This is a genomic window from Micromonospora sp. NPDC048842, assembly GCF_040649935.1.
In the GTDB taxonomy this organism is placed as follows: domain Bacteria; phylum Actinomycetota; class Actinomycetes; order Mycobacteriales; family Micromonosporaceae; genus Micromonospora; species Micromonospora hortensis.
Window position 1 is genome coordinate 66,362 of the sequence record NZ_JBEZGK010000015.1, and the last position, 17,398, is coordinate 83,759.

The 17,398-nt window shown below is 71.8% G+C and carries 15 protein-coding genes and 2 tRNA genes; 7 read left to right on the forward strand and 10 right to left on the reverse strand.

Features of this window, described 5'->3' with window-relative positions; translation table 11 throughout:
- Window positions 1–9: 9 nt before the first annotated feature.
- Complete coding sequence (locus tag AB0C19_RS21485) at window positions 10–1,209, reverse strand: glycosyltransferase (RefSeq protein ID WP_357187951.1); 1,200 nt, start codon at window positions 1,207–1,209, stop codon at window positions 10–12.
- Between the two features lie 223 nt (window positions 1,210–1,432).
- Between AB0C19_RS21485 and AB0C19_RS21490 the strand changes: the two genes are divergently transcribed.
- From AB0C19_RS21490 to AB0C19_RS21500, 3 genes are all read left to right on the forward strand, one after another.
- The gene (locus AB0C19_RS21490) at window positions 1,433–2,431 is read left to right on the forward strand and encodes an SDR family oxidoreductase (RefSeq protein WP_357187953.1); all 999 of its coding nucleotides are present in this window, start codon (window positions 1,433–1,435) and stop codon (window positions 2,429–2,431) included.
- A 59-nt stretch (window positions 2,432–2,490) separates the two neighbouring features.
- Window positions 2,491–3,222: an ATP-binding protein gene (locus tag AB0C19_RS21495; protein WP_357187955.1), complete on the forward strand. Its 732-nt coding sequence runs from the start codon at window positions 2,491–2,493 to the stop codon at window positions 3,220–3,222.
- An 88-nt stretch (window positions 3,223–3,310) separates the two neighbouring features.
- Window positions 3,311–3,883 (forward strand): DUF5709 domain-containing protein, encoded by a 573-nt coding sequence (locus tag AB0C19_RS21500; RefSeq protein ID WP_091406114.1) that lies wholly within the window; start codon window positions 3,311–3,313, stop codon window positions 3,881–3,883.
- A gap of 7 nt (window positions 3,884–3,890) precedes the next feature.
- On the opposite strand, the gene AB0C19_RS21505 is transcribed toward AB0C19_RS21500, so the two are convergent.
- Both AB0C19_RS21505 and AB0C19_RS21510 read right to left on the reverse strand, forming a co-directional pair.
- Window positions 3,891–4,544 (reverse strand): response regulator transcription factor, encoded by a 654-nt coding sequence (locus AB0C19_RS21505; protein ID WP_196924633.1) that lies wholly within the window; start codon window positions 4,542–4,544, stop codon window positions 3,891–3,893.
- Between the two features lie 23 nt (window positions 4,545–4,567).
- Complete coding sequence (locus tag AB0C19_RS21510; protein WP_357187957.1) at window positions 4,568–5,692, reverse strand: DUF5931 domain-containing protein; 1,125 nt, start codon at window positions 5,690–5,692, stop codon at window positions 4,568–4,570.
- A gap of 119 nt (window positions 5,693–5,811) precedes the next feature.
- On the opposite strand from AB0C19_RS21510, the gene AB0C19_RS21515 reads away from it, so the two are divergent.
- A complete protein-coding gene (locus AB0C19_RS21515) occupies window positions 5,812–6,267 on the forward strand; it encodes an ATP-binding protein (protein ID WP_357187959.1) in 456 nt (151 codons plus the stop codon).
- A 120-nt stretch (window positions 6,268–6,387) separates the two neighbouring features.
- Here AB0C19_RS21515 and AB0C19_RS21520 read toward each other — a convergent pair whose 3' ends face one another.
- Window positions 6,388–7,326: a ribose-phosphate pyrophosphokinase gene (locus tag AB0C19_RS21520; protein WP_357187961.1), complete on the reverse strand. Its 939-nt coding sequence runs from the start codon at window positions 7,324–7,326 to the stop codon at window positions 6,388–6,390.
- Window positions 7,327–7,427: 101 nt separating this feature from the next.
- On the opposite strand from AB0C19_RS21520, the gene glpK reads away from it, so the two are divergent.
- Window positions 7,428–8,912, forward strand: coding sequence for a glycerol kinase GlpK (gene glpK, locus AB0C19_RS21525; protein ID WP_357187963.1), 1,485 nt, complete (start codon window positions 7,428–7,430; stop codon window positions 8,910–8,912).
- A 15-nt stretch (window positions 8,913–8,927) separates the two neighbouring features.
- On the opposite strand, the gene AB0C19_RS21530 is transcribed toward glpK, so the two are convergent.
- A complete protein-coding gene (locus AB0C19_RS21530) occupies window positions 8,928–9,761 on the reverse strand; it encodes a phosphoribosylaminoimidazolesuccinocarboxamide synthase (RefSeq protein ID WP_357187965.1) in 834 nt (277 codons plus the stop codon).
- Between the two features lie 138 nt (window positions 9,762–9,899).
- Here AB0C19_RS21530 and AB0C19_RS21535 point away from each other — a divergent pair, with 138 nt between their 5' ends.
- The gene (locus AB0C19_RS21535) at window positions 9,900–11,219 is read left to right on the forward strand and encodes an extracellular solute-binding protein (RefSeq protein ID WP_357187966.1); all 1,320 of its coding nucleotides are present in this window, start codon (window positions 9,900–9,902) and stop codon (window positions 11,217–11,219) included.
- Between the two features lie 57 nt (window positions 11,220–11,276).
- On the opposite strand, the gene AB0C19_RS21540 is transcribed toward AB0C19_RS21535, so the two are convergent.
- Window positions 11,277–11,525: a hypothetical protein gene (locus tag AB0C19_RS21540; protein WP_030336617.1), complete on the reverse strand. Its 249-nt coding sequence runs from the start codon at window positions 11,523–11,525 to the stop codon at window positions 11,277–11,279.
- Between the two features lie 163 nt (window positions 11,526–11,688).
- Here AB0C19_RS21540 and AB0C19_RS21545 point away from each other — a divergent pair, with 163 nt between their 5' ends.
- Window positions 11,689–15,462: a S8 family serine peptidase gene (locus AB0C19_RS21545; RefSeq protein WP_357187969.1), complete on the forward strand. Its 3,774-nt coding sequence runs from the start codon at window positions 11,689–11,691 to the stop codon at window positions 15,460–15,462.
- Window positions 15,463–15,580: 118 nt separating this feature from the next.
- Here the strand turns inward: AB0C19_RS21545 and AB0C19_RS21550 are convergent.
- The 4 genes from AB0C19_RS21550 to AB0C19_RS21565 form a co-directional block, all read right to left on the reverse strand.
- Window positions 15,581–15,657 (reverse strand) — tRNA-Met (locus tag AB0C19_RS21550).
- A 135-nt stretch (window positions 15,658–15,792) separates the two neighbouring features.
- Window positions 15,793–15,866, reverse strand: a tRNA-Met gene (locus tag AB0C19_RS21555).
- Window positions 15,867–15,953: 87 nt separating this feature from the next.
- Entirely contained in the window at window positions 15,954–16,892 is a 939-nt protein-coding gene (locus AB0C19_RS21560) for a hypothetical protein (RefSeq protein ID WP_357187971.1), read from the reverse strand.
- Complete coding sequence (locus AB0C19_RS21565; protein WP_357187973.1) at window positions 16,882–17,391, reverse strand: SigE family RNA polymerase sigma factor; 510 nt, start codon at window positions 17,389–17,391, stop codon at window positions 16,882–16,884. The genes AB0C19_RS21560 and AB0C19_RS21565 overlap by 11 nt, the downstream gene beginning before the upstream one ends.
- Window positions 17,392–17,398: the final 7 nt, after the last annotated feature.

Genomic DNA, 17,398 nt, shown 5'->3' on the forward strand with positions numbered 1-17,398 from the left:
GCTGCCGGCTTAGGCCTCGACCGGCTTGCGGCGACTTACCACCCGTTCGTAGAGGCGCTCCAACGCACCGGCGGTCCGTTCCCAGGTGTAGCTGCTGCGCACCCGGTCCACCGCGGCGTGCCCGTACGCGAACCGACCGGCGTTGTCGGCGAGCAGCCGGCGCAGCGACACTCCGAGTGCCCGTACGTCACCGGGGGGCACCAGGCGGCCGGTGACCTCGTCGACGACGGCGTCCGCCAGGCCGCCCATCGCGTAACCGATCACCGGCACCCCGCAGGCCATCGCCTCCAGCGAGACCCGACCGGCCGAAGAGTAGTGCGGCGTGCAGGCGACCACGTCCGCCGACCGGTACCAGGTGGCCATCTGGTCGTGCGGCACCGCCCCGACGAGCCGGACCTGGTCGACGACGCCGAGCTGTTCGGCCAGCTCGCGAAGCCGTCGTGTCTCGGCGTGGTTGGCCAACTGGTCGGCCGGCGGCCCACCGGCGATCACCAACTCGGCGTCACCGACCAGCCGCATCGCCCGGATCAGGTCCTCCTGGCCGTGCCCGGCGGCCAGCGAGCCCACCGAGAGGATGCGGGGCCGCTGTTCGCGCGGTGCTGCCTCGCCATCGGGATGGAACAGGTCGATGTCGACGCCGGCCGGCACCAACGCGACCGAGCTGCGTTGCAGACCCATCCGGGTCAGCTCGTCGACCTCGTCGTTGGACTGGGCCACGGCGATGTCGACAGCCCGGGTCAACGCGCGCTCCAGTGTGATCCGCTGGCCCGGCCCGTCGTAGTGGCCGCCCAGGTGGCGCAGCTGCTCGATGCCGAGCGAGTGGAACGTCTGCACCACCGGAATGTCGGTCTCCCGAACGGCGTGCGCGGCGGCCAGGCCACCGACCCAGTAGTGCCCGTGCACCACCTCGGGCCGCCAGGAACCCGACCACTCGTCGGCCAGCCAGCGGCCGACCTCGGTCACGTACGGGATCAGCTCGACGGTGGGAAGTGGGGTGGGCGGGCCGGCGGGCACCTGGTGCACCTGGTAGCCGTCGACGTTCACAGCCGCCGGCAGTGCCGGGTCGTCCCGGCGCACGTAGAGCCGTACGTCATGGCCTCGCTCGGCCAGCTCGGCGGCGACCCTCGCTGTGTGCTGTCGGGTGCCGACCGGCGGGCCGTCGGCGTGGCGGTAGGAACTGGCGTGCGCGCAGACGAGGCCGACGCGCATGGGTCACCTCCCTGCGATCTTTCCTCGGCGGTGGTCCTCCCGGTCGAGCGTCCCATTAACCCCGCGGGGCTGAGCCGAAACCTGGCAGATCAGGAAGAGTCCGCGCGAGTGCCACCGACACTTGCGCCACGGCAAGCACACGCGACACGCGACGGCACGCTTCGACGATGATCGACAAGCCATCGTCGGTGTGACCAGGCCCGGCCGGGGGTACCGCTCAGGAATGCCGCTGACCCGCAGTCTCGACGATTCGACCGTGGTGATCACCGGCGCGTCCAGCGGGATCGGCACGGCGACCGCGTACGCGTTGGCCCGCCGGGGTGCCGCCGTCGTGCTGGCCGCCCGCAGCGAGCCGGCCCTGCTACAGGTCGCGCAGCACTGCCGGGAGTTGGGCGGCCGGGCGCTTGTCGTACCGACCGACGTCACCGAGTTGGAGTCGGTGCGGCGGCTGGCCGAGCAGGCGGCGGCCGAGTTCGGCCGGATCGACGCCTGGGTGAACAACGCCGCGGTGAGCGCCGTGGGCCTGTTCGACGAGATCCCGGTCGCCGAGTTCCGCCGGGTGCTGGAGGTCAACCTGCTCGGGGCGGTGCACGGAATCAAGGCGGCACTGCCCTACCTGGGCGCCGCCGGTGGTGGTGTGCTGGTCAACAACGCCTCGGTGCTGGCCGAGGTGGCCATGCCGTACCAGTCGGCGTACAACGCCTCCAAGCACGGCATCCGCGGGCTGGCCGACACCGTCCGACAGGAGTTGCGGGTCACCGGTCGCGGTCACATCTCCGTCTGCACGGTGCTACCAGCCACGATCGACACCCCGTTCTTCCGGCACACCGGCAACCACAGCGGTCGGGAGCTGATGCCGCCTCCTCCGATCTACCCGCCGGAGGTGGTCGCCGAGACCATCGTCCGGCTGCTGCGCCGGCCTCGCCGCGAGGCGTACGCCGGGGGCGCGGCCCGACTTATCGGCCTGCAGTGGCGGCTGGCGCCCGCGCTGGTCGAGCGCACCCTCGGCTGGTACGCCCACCGCACCCAGTTCGGCCCGGGGGCCCGGGTGGACAGCAGCGGCAACGTGTTCCACCCCGATGCTCAGGCGCGTCAGGACGGCGACTGGCACGGTCGACGGCGACAGTTGGTGCGGATGACCGCCGCGTTCGGGCTGGCCGCCGCCGGCACCGCTGTCGGCACCCTGGCGGCCATCAACCGCCGCTCCCGGTCGGACCGCTGATGGCCGATGTCGAACGCCCGAATGCGCTTACCGTCACCGGCGCGCACAATGGGGCGATCATGTCGAGCTGTCTCGTGGAAATCGACGAGTCGTCAGCGGTGGTCCGGCTGACCGGTGTGCTCGATGCCGCCGGCGCCGAGGCGGTACGCGGGGCGCTGCTCGCCCGTCTGCTGGCCCGGCCCGGCCCGGTGGTGGCCGACGTGACCGGCCTGCGCGTCGTCGACCCGGCCGGGCGCGGCGTCTTCGCCGACGTACGCCGGGAGGTCGCCGACTGGCCCGCAGCGGACCTGCTGCTGTGTGACCCGGCGGTCGACGGGCCTGCCCATCCGGACGCCGCGCTCGCCGGGGTGCCGGCCTGGCCGACGCTCGACGGGGCGCTGGCTGCTGTGGCGGCGACACCACTGGCGGCGGTGCTCACCGCCGACCTGGCTCCGGCGGTGGGAGCCGCCCGGCAGGCGCGCGAGCTGGTCACCACCGGTTGCGAGCGCTGGGGCATGCCGACGCTCACCGACCCGGCGTGCATCGCGATCACCGAGATGGTCAACAACGTGGTGGCGCACGCCCGGACCCCGATGACCGTTCGGCTGGCACCTCGGGAGACCACCCTGCACCTGGCGGTTCACGACCACTCCCCGCGTCAGCCGACGTTCCCCGGGATCTCCCCGCCGACCCGGATCGGCGGCCGGGGCCTGCTGCTGATCGACACCGTGACCCGCCGCTGGGGCAGCAGCGCCGTACCGGACGGCAAGGTCGTCTGGTGTGTGCTGCACCCCGACGACGAGGCCGCCTGACGGGGCTTTCGCCATCGACGCCCGGTTCGGCGACGTACCGCCGGAGCCCGCCCGGTTATGGCGGCAGGGCAGCGGGTAGTGATCAGACATGCGCGACAACGAGTACCCGACCCCCCTGTCCGACACCGAGGCGCAAGGGCTGCCCGACACCGCCGATGACGACTCGACCGCCAACGACGACGTCCTGACCGGGCGCGAGGCGGACGGCCCGGACCCGGCCCAACTGCCCGGCGATCGGACGCCGGTGGCGGTGGACCGGTTCGGAACGACCGCCGAGGAGCAGCTCGACGGTGAGTCGCTTGACTACAAGCTCGACCGCGAGGTCTACGAGCGCCCGGCGGACGACCCGCTGGCCGGCACCATCGACCCGAAGATCGCCTTCGAGGCGGACAACCTGGAAGCCGCGGCGGAGGCTCAGCTGGACGCCGACGTGATGGATCCCGGGCCGACCTCGGACCCGAACTCGCCGGTCTCGCTCTACGACCACGGTCAGCTCGGCACGGTGGCCGACGCCACAGTAGGCCGGCTGGTGGAACCGGACGAGGGGTCGCACACCGACCAGGAGACCGACTCGGTGGCGTACGACGCCGGATCGGCAGGGGGCGGGGCGACGGCCGAGGAGCTGGCCATCCACGAGACGGAGCCGCCGCGCTCGGTCTGACGTCCGCTCAGTCGTCCAGACCGCGTTCGATGGCGTACCGGGTCAGCTCGACCCGGTTGTGCAGTTGCAGCTTGCCCAGGGTGTTCTGCACGTGGTTCTGCACAGTGCGGTGCGACAGGCCGAGTCGCTGGGCGATCTGCTTGTACGACATCCCCTTCGCCACCAGCCGCAGCACCTCCGTCTCCCGTTCGGTGAGCTGGGGCGTCGCGGGTTCGGCAGCGCCGGCCGGGCCGGTCCCCCGCCCCGGTCCGGCGGCCAGCCGGCGGTACTCGCCGAGCACCAGGCCGGCCAGTCCGGGGGTGAAGACCGCGTCGCCGGCCGCGGTGCGGTGCACCGCCTCCAGGAACTCGGCGGGCGCTGTCGACTTCACCAGGTAACCGGTGGCCCCGGCCTTGACCGCGTCGAGCACGCTCTGCTGTTCGCCGCTGGCGCTGAGCATCAGCACCCGTACGGCGGGCAGTGCCGCGCGCAATCCCAGGATCACCTCGACGCCGGAGATATCGGGTAGTTGCAGGTCGAGGACGACGACGTCGGGCCGGGCGGCGGCGGCCACCCGGATGGCCTGTCGTCCCTCGCCGCTGGTCGCCACCACCAGGAAACCGGCCTCGGTCAGGTCGCGGGCCACGCCCTCCCGCCACATCGGATGGTCGTCCACCACCATCACCCGGATCGGGTTCGCCGCTGTCACCTCGGCACGCTCAGCTCGATCTCGGTGCCCGCCTCGGGGGCGGACACGATCCGAACCGTGCCGCCCACATCGGCCACCCGGCCCCGGATCGACTGGGTCACGCCGAGTCGACCCTGGGCCGCCGCCTCGTCCAGCCGACCGTCCGGGATACCAGGCCCCTCGTCGCGGATCGACACGGTCACCGTCGCCCCCTCGTCCTCGATCAGCACCCAGGCCCGCCCGCCGGCGTGCCGCCCCACGTTGTCCAGGGCCGCGCCGGTCGCGGCGGCCAACTCTCCGGCCACCCGTCGGGGCAGCGGCACCGGGGTGGCCGGGGCGGAGAGCGCCACCGCCGCCGAGGCGTACCGGCCGAGCAGGGTCCGCAGGTCCACCGCCTCGCCGCCGTCCGGGAGGCTCGCGGCGGCCGGGCCGGCGCCGGCGATCAACGCCCGCAGGGCAACCTCCTGCTCGCCGGCCAGCCGGGCCAGCTCACCGGCCTCCCCGGGCAGGTCGGCGCCGCGCCGCTGCACCAGCGCCAGCACCTGGAGCACCGAGTCGTGAATGTCCCGGGCCAGCCGCTCCCGCTCCCGGGTGGCGGCCTCCAACTCCACAGCGCGCTGCAATCGCTCCTCGGCGCTCGCCGCGAGCCGGGCCACGTGCCCGACCACCACCCCGGCGAGCAGCATCAGGATCACCCCGGTGAACGAGGACTGGCCGATCCGCTCCCGGGTGGCCAGGTCCGCGCCAGCGACAAGCAGCGCGGCGACGGTGCCCCGCCGCCGGCCGCCGGAGACGGCCCAGGCCAGCACCGGGCCGGCCATCCAGGCCACCCCCAGGGTGGGTACGCCATGGGTGAGCGCCGTCCGGCCGACCACCCAGGGGGTGGCCAGCACGATGGCAACTACCACACCGAGGTCGGCCAGCAGCAGCGGCCAGCGCCGCCAGGCCGGTCGGGCGTACCCGATCGCCGTCGCGCCGGTCCAGGCGATCATCAGCAGGATCAGGGCGCCGACGGCGTACGGGTGGGCGTACCGGTCGGCGTCGCGCACCGCGAGCGCGCAGACGTACGCCAGGGAGGCCAGCCTGAACACGGTCAGCGCACGCCACAGCGGCACCTCGAACCCACCCGGCGGCGACGGCATGGCGGTCAGGATGCCACAACCGAGCCGGCGCACGGCGAGCAGCGAGTGCGGTTCGGGAAACCCTGACGTACGGTGGAAAAGCCGCGAATTACTCCGAGATGTGCCGCCGGGACGGGCCCATGACGAACGCAGATCCGCACGCACCGCGTACGGTTGTGCCCATCGAACCTGCCCTCCTGATCGCCGAAGCCTTTGACCAGGCCCAGGTGACCGAGATTCGACACTCGGTCACCTCCTGCGCGCATGCCTCGGGTCTCAGCGGCCAACGGCTGGACGACTTCGTGCTCGCGATCAACGAATTGATCACCAACGCGGTACGGCACGGCGGTGGGCGCGGCTGGCTGCGGCTCTGGCACGAGTCCGGTGTGCTGGTCTGCGAGGTCGCCGATCACGGGCACGGGATCAGCCCGCAACGGCTGGGCGACCGCAGTCGGCCCGCCCCGGACACCGCCGGCGGCTGGGGCCTCTGGCTGGCCCGTGAGCTGACCGACGCGATGGAGGTGGCCACCGGCACCGCCGGCACCACAGTCCGCATCACGACGGGCCTAACCACCCAAAACCCCACCCCGCGCTAACCCCGAGCACCCCTCCCCCTCAGCGCGCGATCTTGCACTTACTGTCCCGACGAATCGCCCGAAACCACTCATTCCGACGACACAAAGTGCAAGATCGCGCGGTAAGGGCGCGGGGGTGGATCAGGCGAAGAGGGCGGAGACGGATTCTCCGTTGTGGATTCGGCGCGTCGCCTCGGCCAGGGCTGGTGCCACCGACAGGACCTGCAACTTGGGGACCCGCTTGTCGGCCGGGATGGGCACCGTGTTGGTACAGACGATCTCCAGGACGCCGTCCTGGTCGCTGAGCCGCTGCAACGCGTCGCCGGAGAAGAGGCCGTGCGTGCAGGCGAGCCGGATCGACCGGACCTTCAGGCCGCGCAGATGCTCCATCAGCTCGACCACGGTGCTGCCCTTGGCGATCTCGTCGTCCAGCACGATGACGTCCCGGTCCGCCACCTCGCCGATCACCGCGCTGATCTTGACCAGGTCGTCGCTGAACCGCTGCTTCGCCCCGGCCGCGACCGGCGTGCCGAGCAGCCGGGCGAAGGCCGCAGCCTCCTTGGCGTTGCCCAGGTCGGGCGAGACCACCACCGTGTTGCTGAGGTCGTAGCGCCGGAAGTGGGTGGCCAGTTCCCGCAGCGCGTGCAGGTGGTCCACCGGGACGCTGAAGAAGCCGTGCACCTGCGGCGAGTGCAGGGTCATGGCGAGCACCCGGTCCGCACCGGCCGAGGTGAGCAGGTCAGCGACGAGCCGTGCGCCGATCGAGATCCGTGGCGCGTCCTTCTTGTCCGACCGGGCGTACGCGTAGTGCGGCAGCACCACGGTGATCCGACCGGCGGAGGCGCCCCGGGCGGCGTCGATCATCAGCAGCAGCTCGACCAGGTGCTCCTGCACCGGCGGCACCAACGGCTGGATCAGGAAGACGTCCCGCTCCCGGCAGTTGGCCTGTAACTGGACTTCCAGACAGTCGTTCGCGAACCGGGAGACGCGCACCGGATGCAGCGGCACCCCCAGGTGGGCGCAGATCTCGGCAGCCAGGTCGGGATGGGCGGTTCCACTGAAAACTGCGATGTCGCGCACGTTCGCACATCGTAGGGGAAGCCGACGCCCGCCGACGGCGGCGGGCCGGAACCCGTGATGACGCCTGTCGCGCCGCGCCGCCGTCCGGGTACGGTGCTGCGGTGACCCCCCAGTACGTCGCCGCCATCGACCAGGGCACCACCTCCTCGCGGTGCATCGTCTTCGACCGGGCCGGGGACATCGTCGCCGTGGCCCAGCGCGAGCACCGGCAGATCTTCCCCCGACCGGGGTGGGTGGAGCACGACGCCGAGGAGATCTGGGACAACGTCGAGCAGGTGGTCACCGAGGCGCTGCGGGCCGCCGGCACCGACGCGTCCGGGCTGGCCGCGGTCGGCATCACCAACCAGCGGGAGACGACTGTCGTCTGGGACCGGGCCACCGGCCGCCCGGTGGCCAACGCCATCGTCTGGCAGGACACCCGGACCGGGCCGCTGCTGCGCGAGCTTGCTTCGGCGTACGGCGAGGAGCGGTTCCGGGCCCGCACGGGCCTGCCGCTGGCCACCTACTTCGCCGGGCCGAAGCTGCGCTGGCTGCTCGACGAGGTCGACGGCCTGCGCGAGCGCGCCGAGCGCGGCGAGGTGCTCTTCGGCACCATGGACAGCTGGCTGATCTGGAAGCTGACCGGCGAGCACGTCACCGACGTGACAAACGCCAGCCGGACCATGTTGATGGACCTCACGACCCTGGACTGGGCTCCGGAGCTGCTGGACGCGGTGGGTGTTCCGGCGGCGATGCTGCCGGAGATCCGCTGCTCCGCCGAGGTCTACGGCACGGCCGGCGGGGTGCTCGCCGGGGTGCCGGTGGCCAGTGCGCTCGGCGACCAGCAGGCCGCCCTGTTCGGGCAGACCTGCTTTCAGCCGGGTGAGGCGAAGTGCACCTACGGCACCGGCAGCTTCCTGCTGCTCAACACCGGCGCCAGCCCGGTCCCGTCGACGCACGGCCTGCTCACCACGGTCGCCTACCGGATCAAGGACCAACCACCGGCGTACGCCCTCGAAGGCGCCATCGCGGTCACCGGCTCGCTGGTGCAGTGGCTGCGCGACAACCTCGGCCTGATCTCCACGGCCGCCGAGGTGGAGGAATTGGCCAGCACCGTTGACGACAACGGCGGCTGCTACGTGGTGCCGGCGTTCTCGGGGCTGTTCGCCCCGCACTGGCGCAGCGACGCCCGCGGGGTGATCGCCGGCCTGACCGGTTACATCACCAAGGGGCACCTGGCGCGGGCGGTGCTGGAGGCGTCGGCGTGGCAGACCCGCGAGGTGGTCGACGCGATGAACGCCGACTCGGATGTGGCGCTGCGCCGTCTCCGGGTGGACGGCGGGATGACAGCGAACGGTCTGCTCATGCAGTTCCTCGCCGATGTGCTCGACGTGCCGGTGGTCCGTTCCCGGATCACCGAGACCACCTGCCTGGGCGCCGCGTACGCGGCCGGTCTGGCGGTCGGCTTCTGGCCGGACCTGGCCACCCTGCGGGCGCAGTGGCGCTCCGACGCGCAGTGGGAGCCGGCCATGGCCCCGGACCTGCGCGAGAAGGAGCTGCGCCAGTGGCGCAAGGCCGTGCAGCGCACCCTCGACTGGGTTGAGTGAGCGCCGCCGCGGCGGTCACTCCCAGCGGTTGCCGGTGAGCCTCTCGTAGACGTCGATGTAGCGAGCCCGGGTCGCCTCGACCACCTCGGCCGGCATGTCCGGGGCGGGGGCCTGCTTGTTCCAGCCGCTGCCGGTGGCCCAGTCCCGCACGTACTGCTTGTCGTAGGAGAACTGCACCCGGCCCGGCTGGTACGACTCGGCCGGCCAGAATCGCGACGAGTCGGAGGTGAGCAGTTCGTCGGCGAGGACCAGGGTGCCGTCCGGCGCCCAACCCAGCTCGATCTTGGTGTCGGCGACCAGGATGCCCCGGTCGGCGGCCAACTCGGCGCCGCGCCGGTAGATGTCGATGGTGATCTGCCGGAGCCGCTCGGCGGTGGCCTGACCCACCTTGTCCACCACGTCGTCGTACGTGATCGGCTCGTCGTGCTCGCCCGCCGGGGCCTTGCTCGACGGCGTGAAGATCGGCTCGGGCAGGATCGACGCCTCGCCGAGCCCTCGCGGCAGTGGCACGCCGGAGACCGCGCCGGTCTGCTCATACTCCCGCAGGCCGCCGCCGGTCAGGTAACCGCGGGCGACGCACTCGACCGGGACCATGTCCAGTCGCTGGCAGCGGATGGCCCGCCCGGCGAACTCGGCGGGCACGTCGGTGGCCGAGATGACGTGGTTCGGCACGATGTCGGCGAGCTGCTCGAACCACCAGAGCGAGAGCGCGGTCAGCAGTCGGCCCTTGTCCGGGATCGGCGTCGGCAGCGCCACGTCGTAGATCGAGATGCGATCCGAGGCCACCAGGATCAGGTCGTCGCCGTCGGCGTAGACGTCCCGGACCTTGCCCGAGTGCAGAAGTTCCACGCGCCCTAGTACACCACGCGACATTGGAGGGGCCTGATTCGACCACCCAGCCGAGGGTGACCGGACGGACGTTGACACCTTCGTGTGCTGCCTGCGTGAATGGTCCGACCGCCACCCCCGTAGGTCCAGGAGAGCCCCGTGCCCGTTGTTCGACAGCAGCTCGACCGCCTCGGCGCCGACCCGGGCCGGCGCCGACTGCTCGGCGCGCTGTTCGGCGCACCTCTGCTCGCGTCCGGCGGGCTGGCGGGGTGCAGCGACGGCGCCGCCACCTCGACCCAGGACGGGCCCGTCGAGCTGTCGGTCTTCTGGTGGGGTGGCACCAAGCGGGCCGAGCTCACCGAGAAGGCGCTGCGGCTCTACTCGGATCGCAACCCCCGGGTCACCTTCCGGGTCACCTGGCAGGGCGCCGACGGCTACTACGACCGGCTGGCCACCCAGGCGGGCGGCGGCAACGTACCGGACCTGATCCAGATCGACGACGCCATGCTGACCGAGTACAGCCAACGTCAGGTCATCCTCGACCTCACCGATCATCACCTGGATCTTCGGGGCCTGCCGGAGGGTCTGATCCGCTACGGCACCGTGGAGGGGCGGACGATGGCGGTGGCCGCCGGGCAGACCCACGCCGCTGTGGTGTTCAACCGGGATCTGCTGCGGGAGCTGGAGATGCCGGAGCCCCGCGCCGGGATGACCTGGGCCGACTACATCTCCTGGGCCACGCAGGTCACCGAGGCCAGCAACCGCCGGGTGGCCGGCACCATGGACGGGTCGGGCGACTACCGGGCGCTCTGGCTCTGGCTGCGGTCGCAGGGCGGCGAGTTCTACCGGGGCAACCAGCTCGGCTTCGGCGCGGACGAGCTGATCGCGTGGTTCGAGTTGTGGCAGCGGGCCCGCCGGGGCCGAGCCACGCCGAGCGCGGCCCTGGTCGAGCAGGCCGACAGCGGCGAGCCGGCCAGGCAGCTGGTGGTGAGCGGGGTGACGGCGGCGTCCTTCGCCTGGTCGCACCAGCTACCGGAGCTGCAACGGCTCACCGAGTCCGAGTTGGGCATCGTCGGCGTGCCCGGCCCGCCGGGGGCTCAGTGGGCGCGAGCGTCGATGTACTGGGCAGCGTTCCGGGGCACCCGCCACCCGGAAACGGTCGCCGACGTGATCAACTTTCTGACCACAAATGGTGAGGTTGGCGCGATTCTGGGCCACGAGCGCGGGCTGAACGCCAGTGCCGCGGTGCGCCGCTACGCCGAGGGCAGCATCACCGACCCGGCCCAGCGACGTGCCGCCGAGTTCGGCGCCAGCATCGCCGATCTGCTCGGGCCGGCGCCGGCGCCGCCGCCCAAGGGGCACGCCAAGGTGCGCACCCTGCTGGTCACCGCCGCCGAGCGCATCCGCGTCAAGCGCGACGGCACCCGCGAGGCCACCGCGCGCTTCCTGTCCCAGGCCATCGCGGCCCTGGCGGTGTGAGCACCGGCGGCCGGCTCGAAGCCGGCCGCTGGTGACCCGCCGACGCCTCGGGCCCGGTCAGCGCGGGGGGCCACCCCGGCGGTTGCGCATCAGACGCAACACCAGGAACACGACGATCGCGACCACCACCAGGCAGCAGAGCAGCGGAAGCACCCCGAAGCCGCTGCGGCCTCGCCGACGGGCGGCCTCCACCACGAGTTCGCCGGTGCCCGTGGACGCCCAGGCCGCGACCGGCACGAAGACCGCCAGTACGACCGCACCGAAGACCGCGCTCAGGCGGCCCCACCACTTACCGAATGAAGACATGTGCCCATCCTCGCCGAAGGGCGCAACCTCGGCACGTCGGTCCACGCCGAATCACGGGACCGGATGGTCCGAAAGCTCCCCGGGCGGTGCGCAACGCGCTAGCAACATCCCGGCAAAGATGATGATCTTTACATGAATCTCTCGAGGTGATCGGATTCGCCTCATGCTCAACTCTGTAGACAGTGCGCGGATCTCTCGCACCCGAAGATCTGCGGCGGCAGCGGTCGGCGTCACAGTCGTCGCCGCTCTCCTCACCCCCACGGCGGCGCACGGCGCCCCGCCACCCCCACCGCCGCCGACGAGACCCGCTCCGAGTGGCAGCGCGGACCGCACCCCCGTCACTGTCACGCTGATCACCGGCGACCAGGTGACGGTGACCCCGGGCGTCCACGGCGCAGCCGGATCGGTGGACGTCAAGCGCGCCCCGGGCGCCACCGGCTCCGTACGCGTCTCGACGGAGGGCCAGGACACCTACGTGTACCCGGACGAGGCGCTGCCGTACCTCGCCACCGGTCGACTCGACAAGCAACTGTTCGACGTCACCCAGCTCATCGCCCAGGGCTACGACGACGCGCGGACCGCCGAACTCCCCCTGATCGTCACCCGCACGACGGGATCGGCGAAGCTCAGGACCGGCACCACCCTGCCGGGCGCGCGGACCACGATGGAGCTCCCCTCCGTCAGTGGTGAGGCGATCCGCACCCGCCGATCGCAGGCCGCGAACTTCTGGTCGGCCCTCACCAGTGGACAGTCGCCGACCGGCCGCAGCGCTGCCACCCCGGCACCCTCCTTCGCGGCCGGCGTCGACAAGGTGTGGCTCGACGGCAAGGCGAAGGCCACCCTGGCCGACACCACCGCCCAGGTCGGCGCCCCCGCGGCGTGGGCCGCTGGTGGCACCGGCAGCGGTGTCCGGGTCGCCGTCCTGGACAGCGGGGTGGACACCACCCACCCGGATCTCGCCGACCAGGTGGTGGCCTCCCGGAGCTTCATCCCCGGCCAGGACGTGATCGACCGCAACGGGCACGGCACCCACACCGCCTCCACCGTCGCCGGGACGGGCGCCGCCTCCGGCGGCAAGGAACGGGGCGTGGCCCCCGACGCCGACCTGGTGATCGGCAAGGTCCTCGACGAGTACGGCAGCGGGTCCATCTCGGGGATCATCGCGGGCATGGAGTGGGCGGCACGGGCCGAGCACGCCAAAGTGATCAACATGAGCCTCGGCGTGAGCGCCTGGCACACCCAGGACGACCCGCTGAGCCAGGCCGTCAACCAGCTGACCGCCGAGACGGGTGCGCTCTTCGTCGTGGCCGCCGGCAACAGCGGACCAGACCCGTACACCCTCGGTGCGCCGGGCACCGCTGACGCCGCGCTGACCATCGGCGCGGTGGACACCTCCGACCACCTGGCGGGCTTCTCCAGCGGCGGGCCCCGGATGAACGACGAGGCCCTCAAGCCCGACATGACCGCTCCCGGGGTGGACGTGCTGGCGGCGCGCTCGCAGCACATTCCCTGGGGTGAGGGCTACTACTACGCCGACAGTGGCACCTCGATGGCTGCGCCGCACGTCGCCGGGGCGGCCGCCCTGCTGGTGCAGAAGCACCCGACGTGGAGCGCGCGGCAGATCAAGGACGCGCTGATGAGCACCAGCGTCCGCACTCCCGACTACGACGCCTACCAGGCCGGTAGCGGTCGGTTGAACGTCGCCGCCGCCTACCACCAGGACCAGATCACCGCGTCCGGGTCGGTGGACGCCGGACTCGTCGGCTGGGCCACCACACCACAGCCCATCACGCGGACGATCACCTACACCAACACCACTGACAGCCCGATCGCGTTGGCGCTCTCCGTCGACCACGGCGCCGCCCCGGCGCAGACGTTCACGGCAACCGCCGACCGCGTCACGGTGCCCGCTCGGGCCAGCGCGACGGTAGACGTCGTGGTGGCCCCGGCCGGCCTTTCCGCCGGCAGGTACTCCGCCCAGGTCACGGCCCGCTTCGCCGCCGGCGAGGTGCACACGGCCGTCGGGGTCGCCGTCGAGTCCAGGAAGTACGACCTCACCATCCACCTGAAGGACCGCGCCGGCCGGCCCATGAGCGGTGAGGTCGAGGTCGTCAACGCCGAGACCGGCTCCGCCTTCATGTGGGTGCCGGACGGAAAGCTCACCGCCCGCCTGGCGCCCGGCTCCTACACAGTCGTCACGGCGGCGGACGTGGAGGGTCTGCACGGGCCCCGCTCCCTCGGGCTCGCGATGCTGACCGTTCCCGAGGTGGACCTGACGACCAACCGGGTCGTGGAACTCGACGCCGCGCGGGCCCGCCAGGTGAAGGTGGCGACACCCCAGCCGACCGCCGTCGTCAACAGCAGAATCGACGTCTACCGCTCCTTCACCTCGAGCGAGCCGACGCCCACCGACTGGAGCGCCCTGCGCGAGACGTTCTGGCCGGGTGCCGCCTACGACAGCCTGTGGGCCCTGCCGACCGGGGACAAGGTGCGCAAGGGCAGCTTCGTCTTCACCACCCGGATCCGCGCCGCGCAGACGCCACTGGCAATCAGCTACCACGGCCGGCAGCTCGGCGACCCGCTCGCGCAGCCCGGTTCCCCGCCGCTGCCCGACGGCACCTCGCGCCTGGACGCCGTCTTCGCGGGCGTCGGCGGCACCGCCGACTACGCCGGCGTCTCCGCCCGTGGCAAGGCCGTGGTCGTCCGCGGCAACGACTCGGTGACCCCCACTGACCAGGCGACGGCGGCGCACACCGCCGGTGCGGCGATGCTCGTCGTGGTCAACGACCGTGCGGGTCGCAAGAGCGACTGGTACGGCAACCCCGACGCCATGACGACCGGACCGGTCCCGGTGGCCTCGGTGACGATGGACGAGGGCGAGGCGTTGATCCAGAAGATCACCGCCGCGGGCCGCACCCCGGTGCGACTGGTAGTGGCCGCCCACCCCAGGGCGAAGTACCTGTACGACCTGGTGGACTACCACAGTGGCGGGGTGCCGAAGGACCCGTCCGCCAATACCGACCCGCGCAACCTCGCCCGGATCGATCTCACCTTCTCCCCGCCTCCGGGGAAGCAGTCCAGCGAGACCCGGATGGACTTCCCGCCGTACGAGTACGCGGCGGCACGGCCGTTCCCGTTCGAGCCGGTCGCGCCGGGGCCGCGTACCGACTGGGTCTCTGCGGGTGGCGGCATCAAGTGGATGCAGTACGCCGACGTCGCCGACTGGGCACGGTCCAACACGGAGGCCATCGCGTACCGGCCGGGCAGCGTCCAGAAGGACCGCTGGTTCGGGCCCATCACCCGGCCTCGGCTGCTCAGCACCGAGATCCCGTTCCGTGGTGAGACCGCCATGAGCGCCTACATCCAGGGGTTCGGCGACGCGGGCGCCGCACACAGCGGCGGGGCGAGCATGTCGCAGATCGCCACGTTCTATCAGGGCGACAAGCAGCTGACCCAGTTCGACGGCTGGCCGGAGGTCGGCGCGGGTGACCTGTCGCCGGAGAAGCTGCCGTACCGACTGGTCGTCGAGACCACTGGCAAGCCCGAGTTCAGCCCGTACTCGACCGCCACGCACACCGAGTGGAGCTTCGTCTCCGGCGGCAGCACCGAGGTGCAGGCCATCCCGCTGGTCCAACTGGACTACGGAACGGACGTGGACTTCGCGGGTCGGACGAAGCGCCGAACCGATTTCTCGATCACGCCCGTGGTGGTGGGCAGCACCGCGGCTCGGGACGCCGTGTCGTCACTTCAGCTGGAGATCTCCTATGACGACGGGGCGACCTGGCAGCGGCAGGCCCTGCGGGAGAAGAAGGGAACCTGGCAGACGTCGCTGAACGCACCGCACCGGGCCGACTTCGTGTCGATCCGGGTCACCGCCAAGCAGCGCAACGGCGGCGGCGTCACCCAGACCGTCACCCGGGCCTTCGGCCTGCGGTAGAACCCGCCGGGGGTCGGCGCCGACGAGGTGCCGGCCCCTCCGGGCCTCTCATTTCCGACAACGGCACCAAACAAGTCCGGCCCCCACAGTGTGGGGGCCGGACTCATATCACTTTCAGTGGTAGCGGGGACAGGATTTGAACCTGCGACCTCTGGGTTATGAGCCCAGCGAGCTACCGAGCTGCTCCACCCCGCGTCGACTGGTTAAGACTAACTCACCCGTTCCGGGCGATGATCAGTGGGGTCGCCATCCGCTGTGGCCGGCACCCCGGAATGTCGAAAGCCCGCCTCCGGCGAACCGGAGACGGGCTTCGAACTGGTGTTTCTCTCGTAGCGGGGACAGGATTTGAACCTGCGACCTCTGGGTTATGAGCCCAGCGAGCTACCGAGCTGCTCCACCCCGCGTCGGCTCGCTAACCGTAGCGCACCGACCCGGGACACCGCAAAGCGACTCCGATACCACCGACACGGACAGCTCTGACCTGGTCGTAGTCAGTCGAGCCAGTTCTCGATCGCCGCGACCGCCCGTCGACTGTCAGCATCGACCTGGGACCGAACGACCGCCGTGTGCTCCCAACCCTGCTCCCAGAGCACCGTCACCACATCGCCGACCCGGACCGCCCGGATCAGCCGAACCTCCTCCGTACCCGGCTCGCCCATCCCGTCCGGCATCGGCGCCCGCATCTCGAACAGCACCGACCCGTCCCCGTACGCCCCCGAGGCCAGCAGCCGCTGTCGCCACGTCCTGTTGTCGTCGGACAGCTTCTGGTCGGGGCAGCCGCGCACGGCCTGCCGCAGTTCCCGCAACGCGTCGTCGGCGCGGCCTGCCCGGTAGATGGTGATGGTGTGCCGGTAGCTGCCGTCCGGCACGTGCCCCGTCGGCGTCTCCGCCAACTTGTAGGCCAGGTAGCGACCACGGCGTTGGACCATTGCCGAGTCGCTGGGCAGGGGCGTCCCGCACAGCGTCGGCAGTGCCGGACCCTCCCCCGAGGATTCCAGTCCGGTCCGGTTCGGGGCCGCCAGCACGAAGAAGGCGCGGTCCGGGATCGAGGTGGGCGGCCGAGGTGCCGCGGATCCGGTGGCCGGCTGCGACGGCGTACCGCTCGGGCTGGTCCGCGACGGCGGCGGGGACGACGGTGTCGACGCCGGGGTCGGCGTCGGTGACGGTCGTGAGGTCGCGGTCGCCCCGGTCGGCAGCGGGCCGGGGATGTCGGCGGGCGGTGGCAGCGGTGCGGAGCCGTCCGCCGGGTACGCCAGTCGGCCACCGACGGCGACCCCGCCCACGAGAAGCGCCACCGCGAGCGTCGAACCGGCTACCCGGGCTCGGGCCCGCCGGTCGGCGAACCGCCGAAGTGACTCGGGATGGGTCAGCTCGTGCCCGTCCGCGACGGTGCTGAGCGACCGGTACAGGTCAGAGAGTTCAACTGACATCGTTCGCCTCCAACTCCACTGCGCTGAGGTCGGGCAGCAGCGCGGCCAGCCGGGACCGACCTCGGGACAGCCAGGACTTCACGGTGCCGACCGGGACGTCCGTCTCCCGGGCGATCTCCTCGACGGACATGTCGAAGAGGTAGTGCAGGGCCAGCGCCTGCCGGTGCTTGGCGGGCAACTGCCGGAGCGCTCCGACCAGGAGCACCCCGTCCTCGCTGGGCGGGGGTGCGACCGCCGGCGGTCCGGTACGGCTCAGCACCACCCGCCAGCGGTGCAGGCGCCGCCAGCGGTCGGTGGCCAGCCGGGCCACCACGAGCCGCAGCCACGCCTCCGGCGCCGGATGCGACGACAGTCGCCCCCACTGCCGCCAGGCCCGGGTGTACGCCTCCTGCACCAGGTCCTGCGCCTCACTGTGGTCGCCAGCGACCGCATAGCCGTACCGCAGCGTCCGCCGGGCGGTGCTGCGGTAGAAGTCATCGAAGCTCTGCGCGTCCCGCACGACTGTT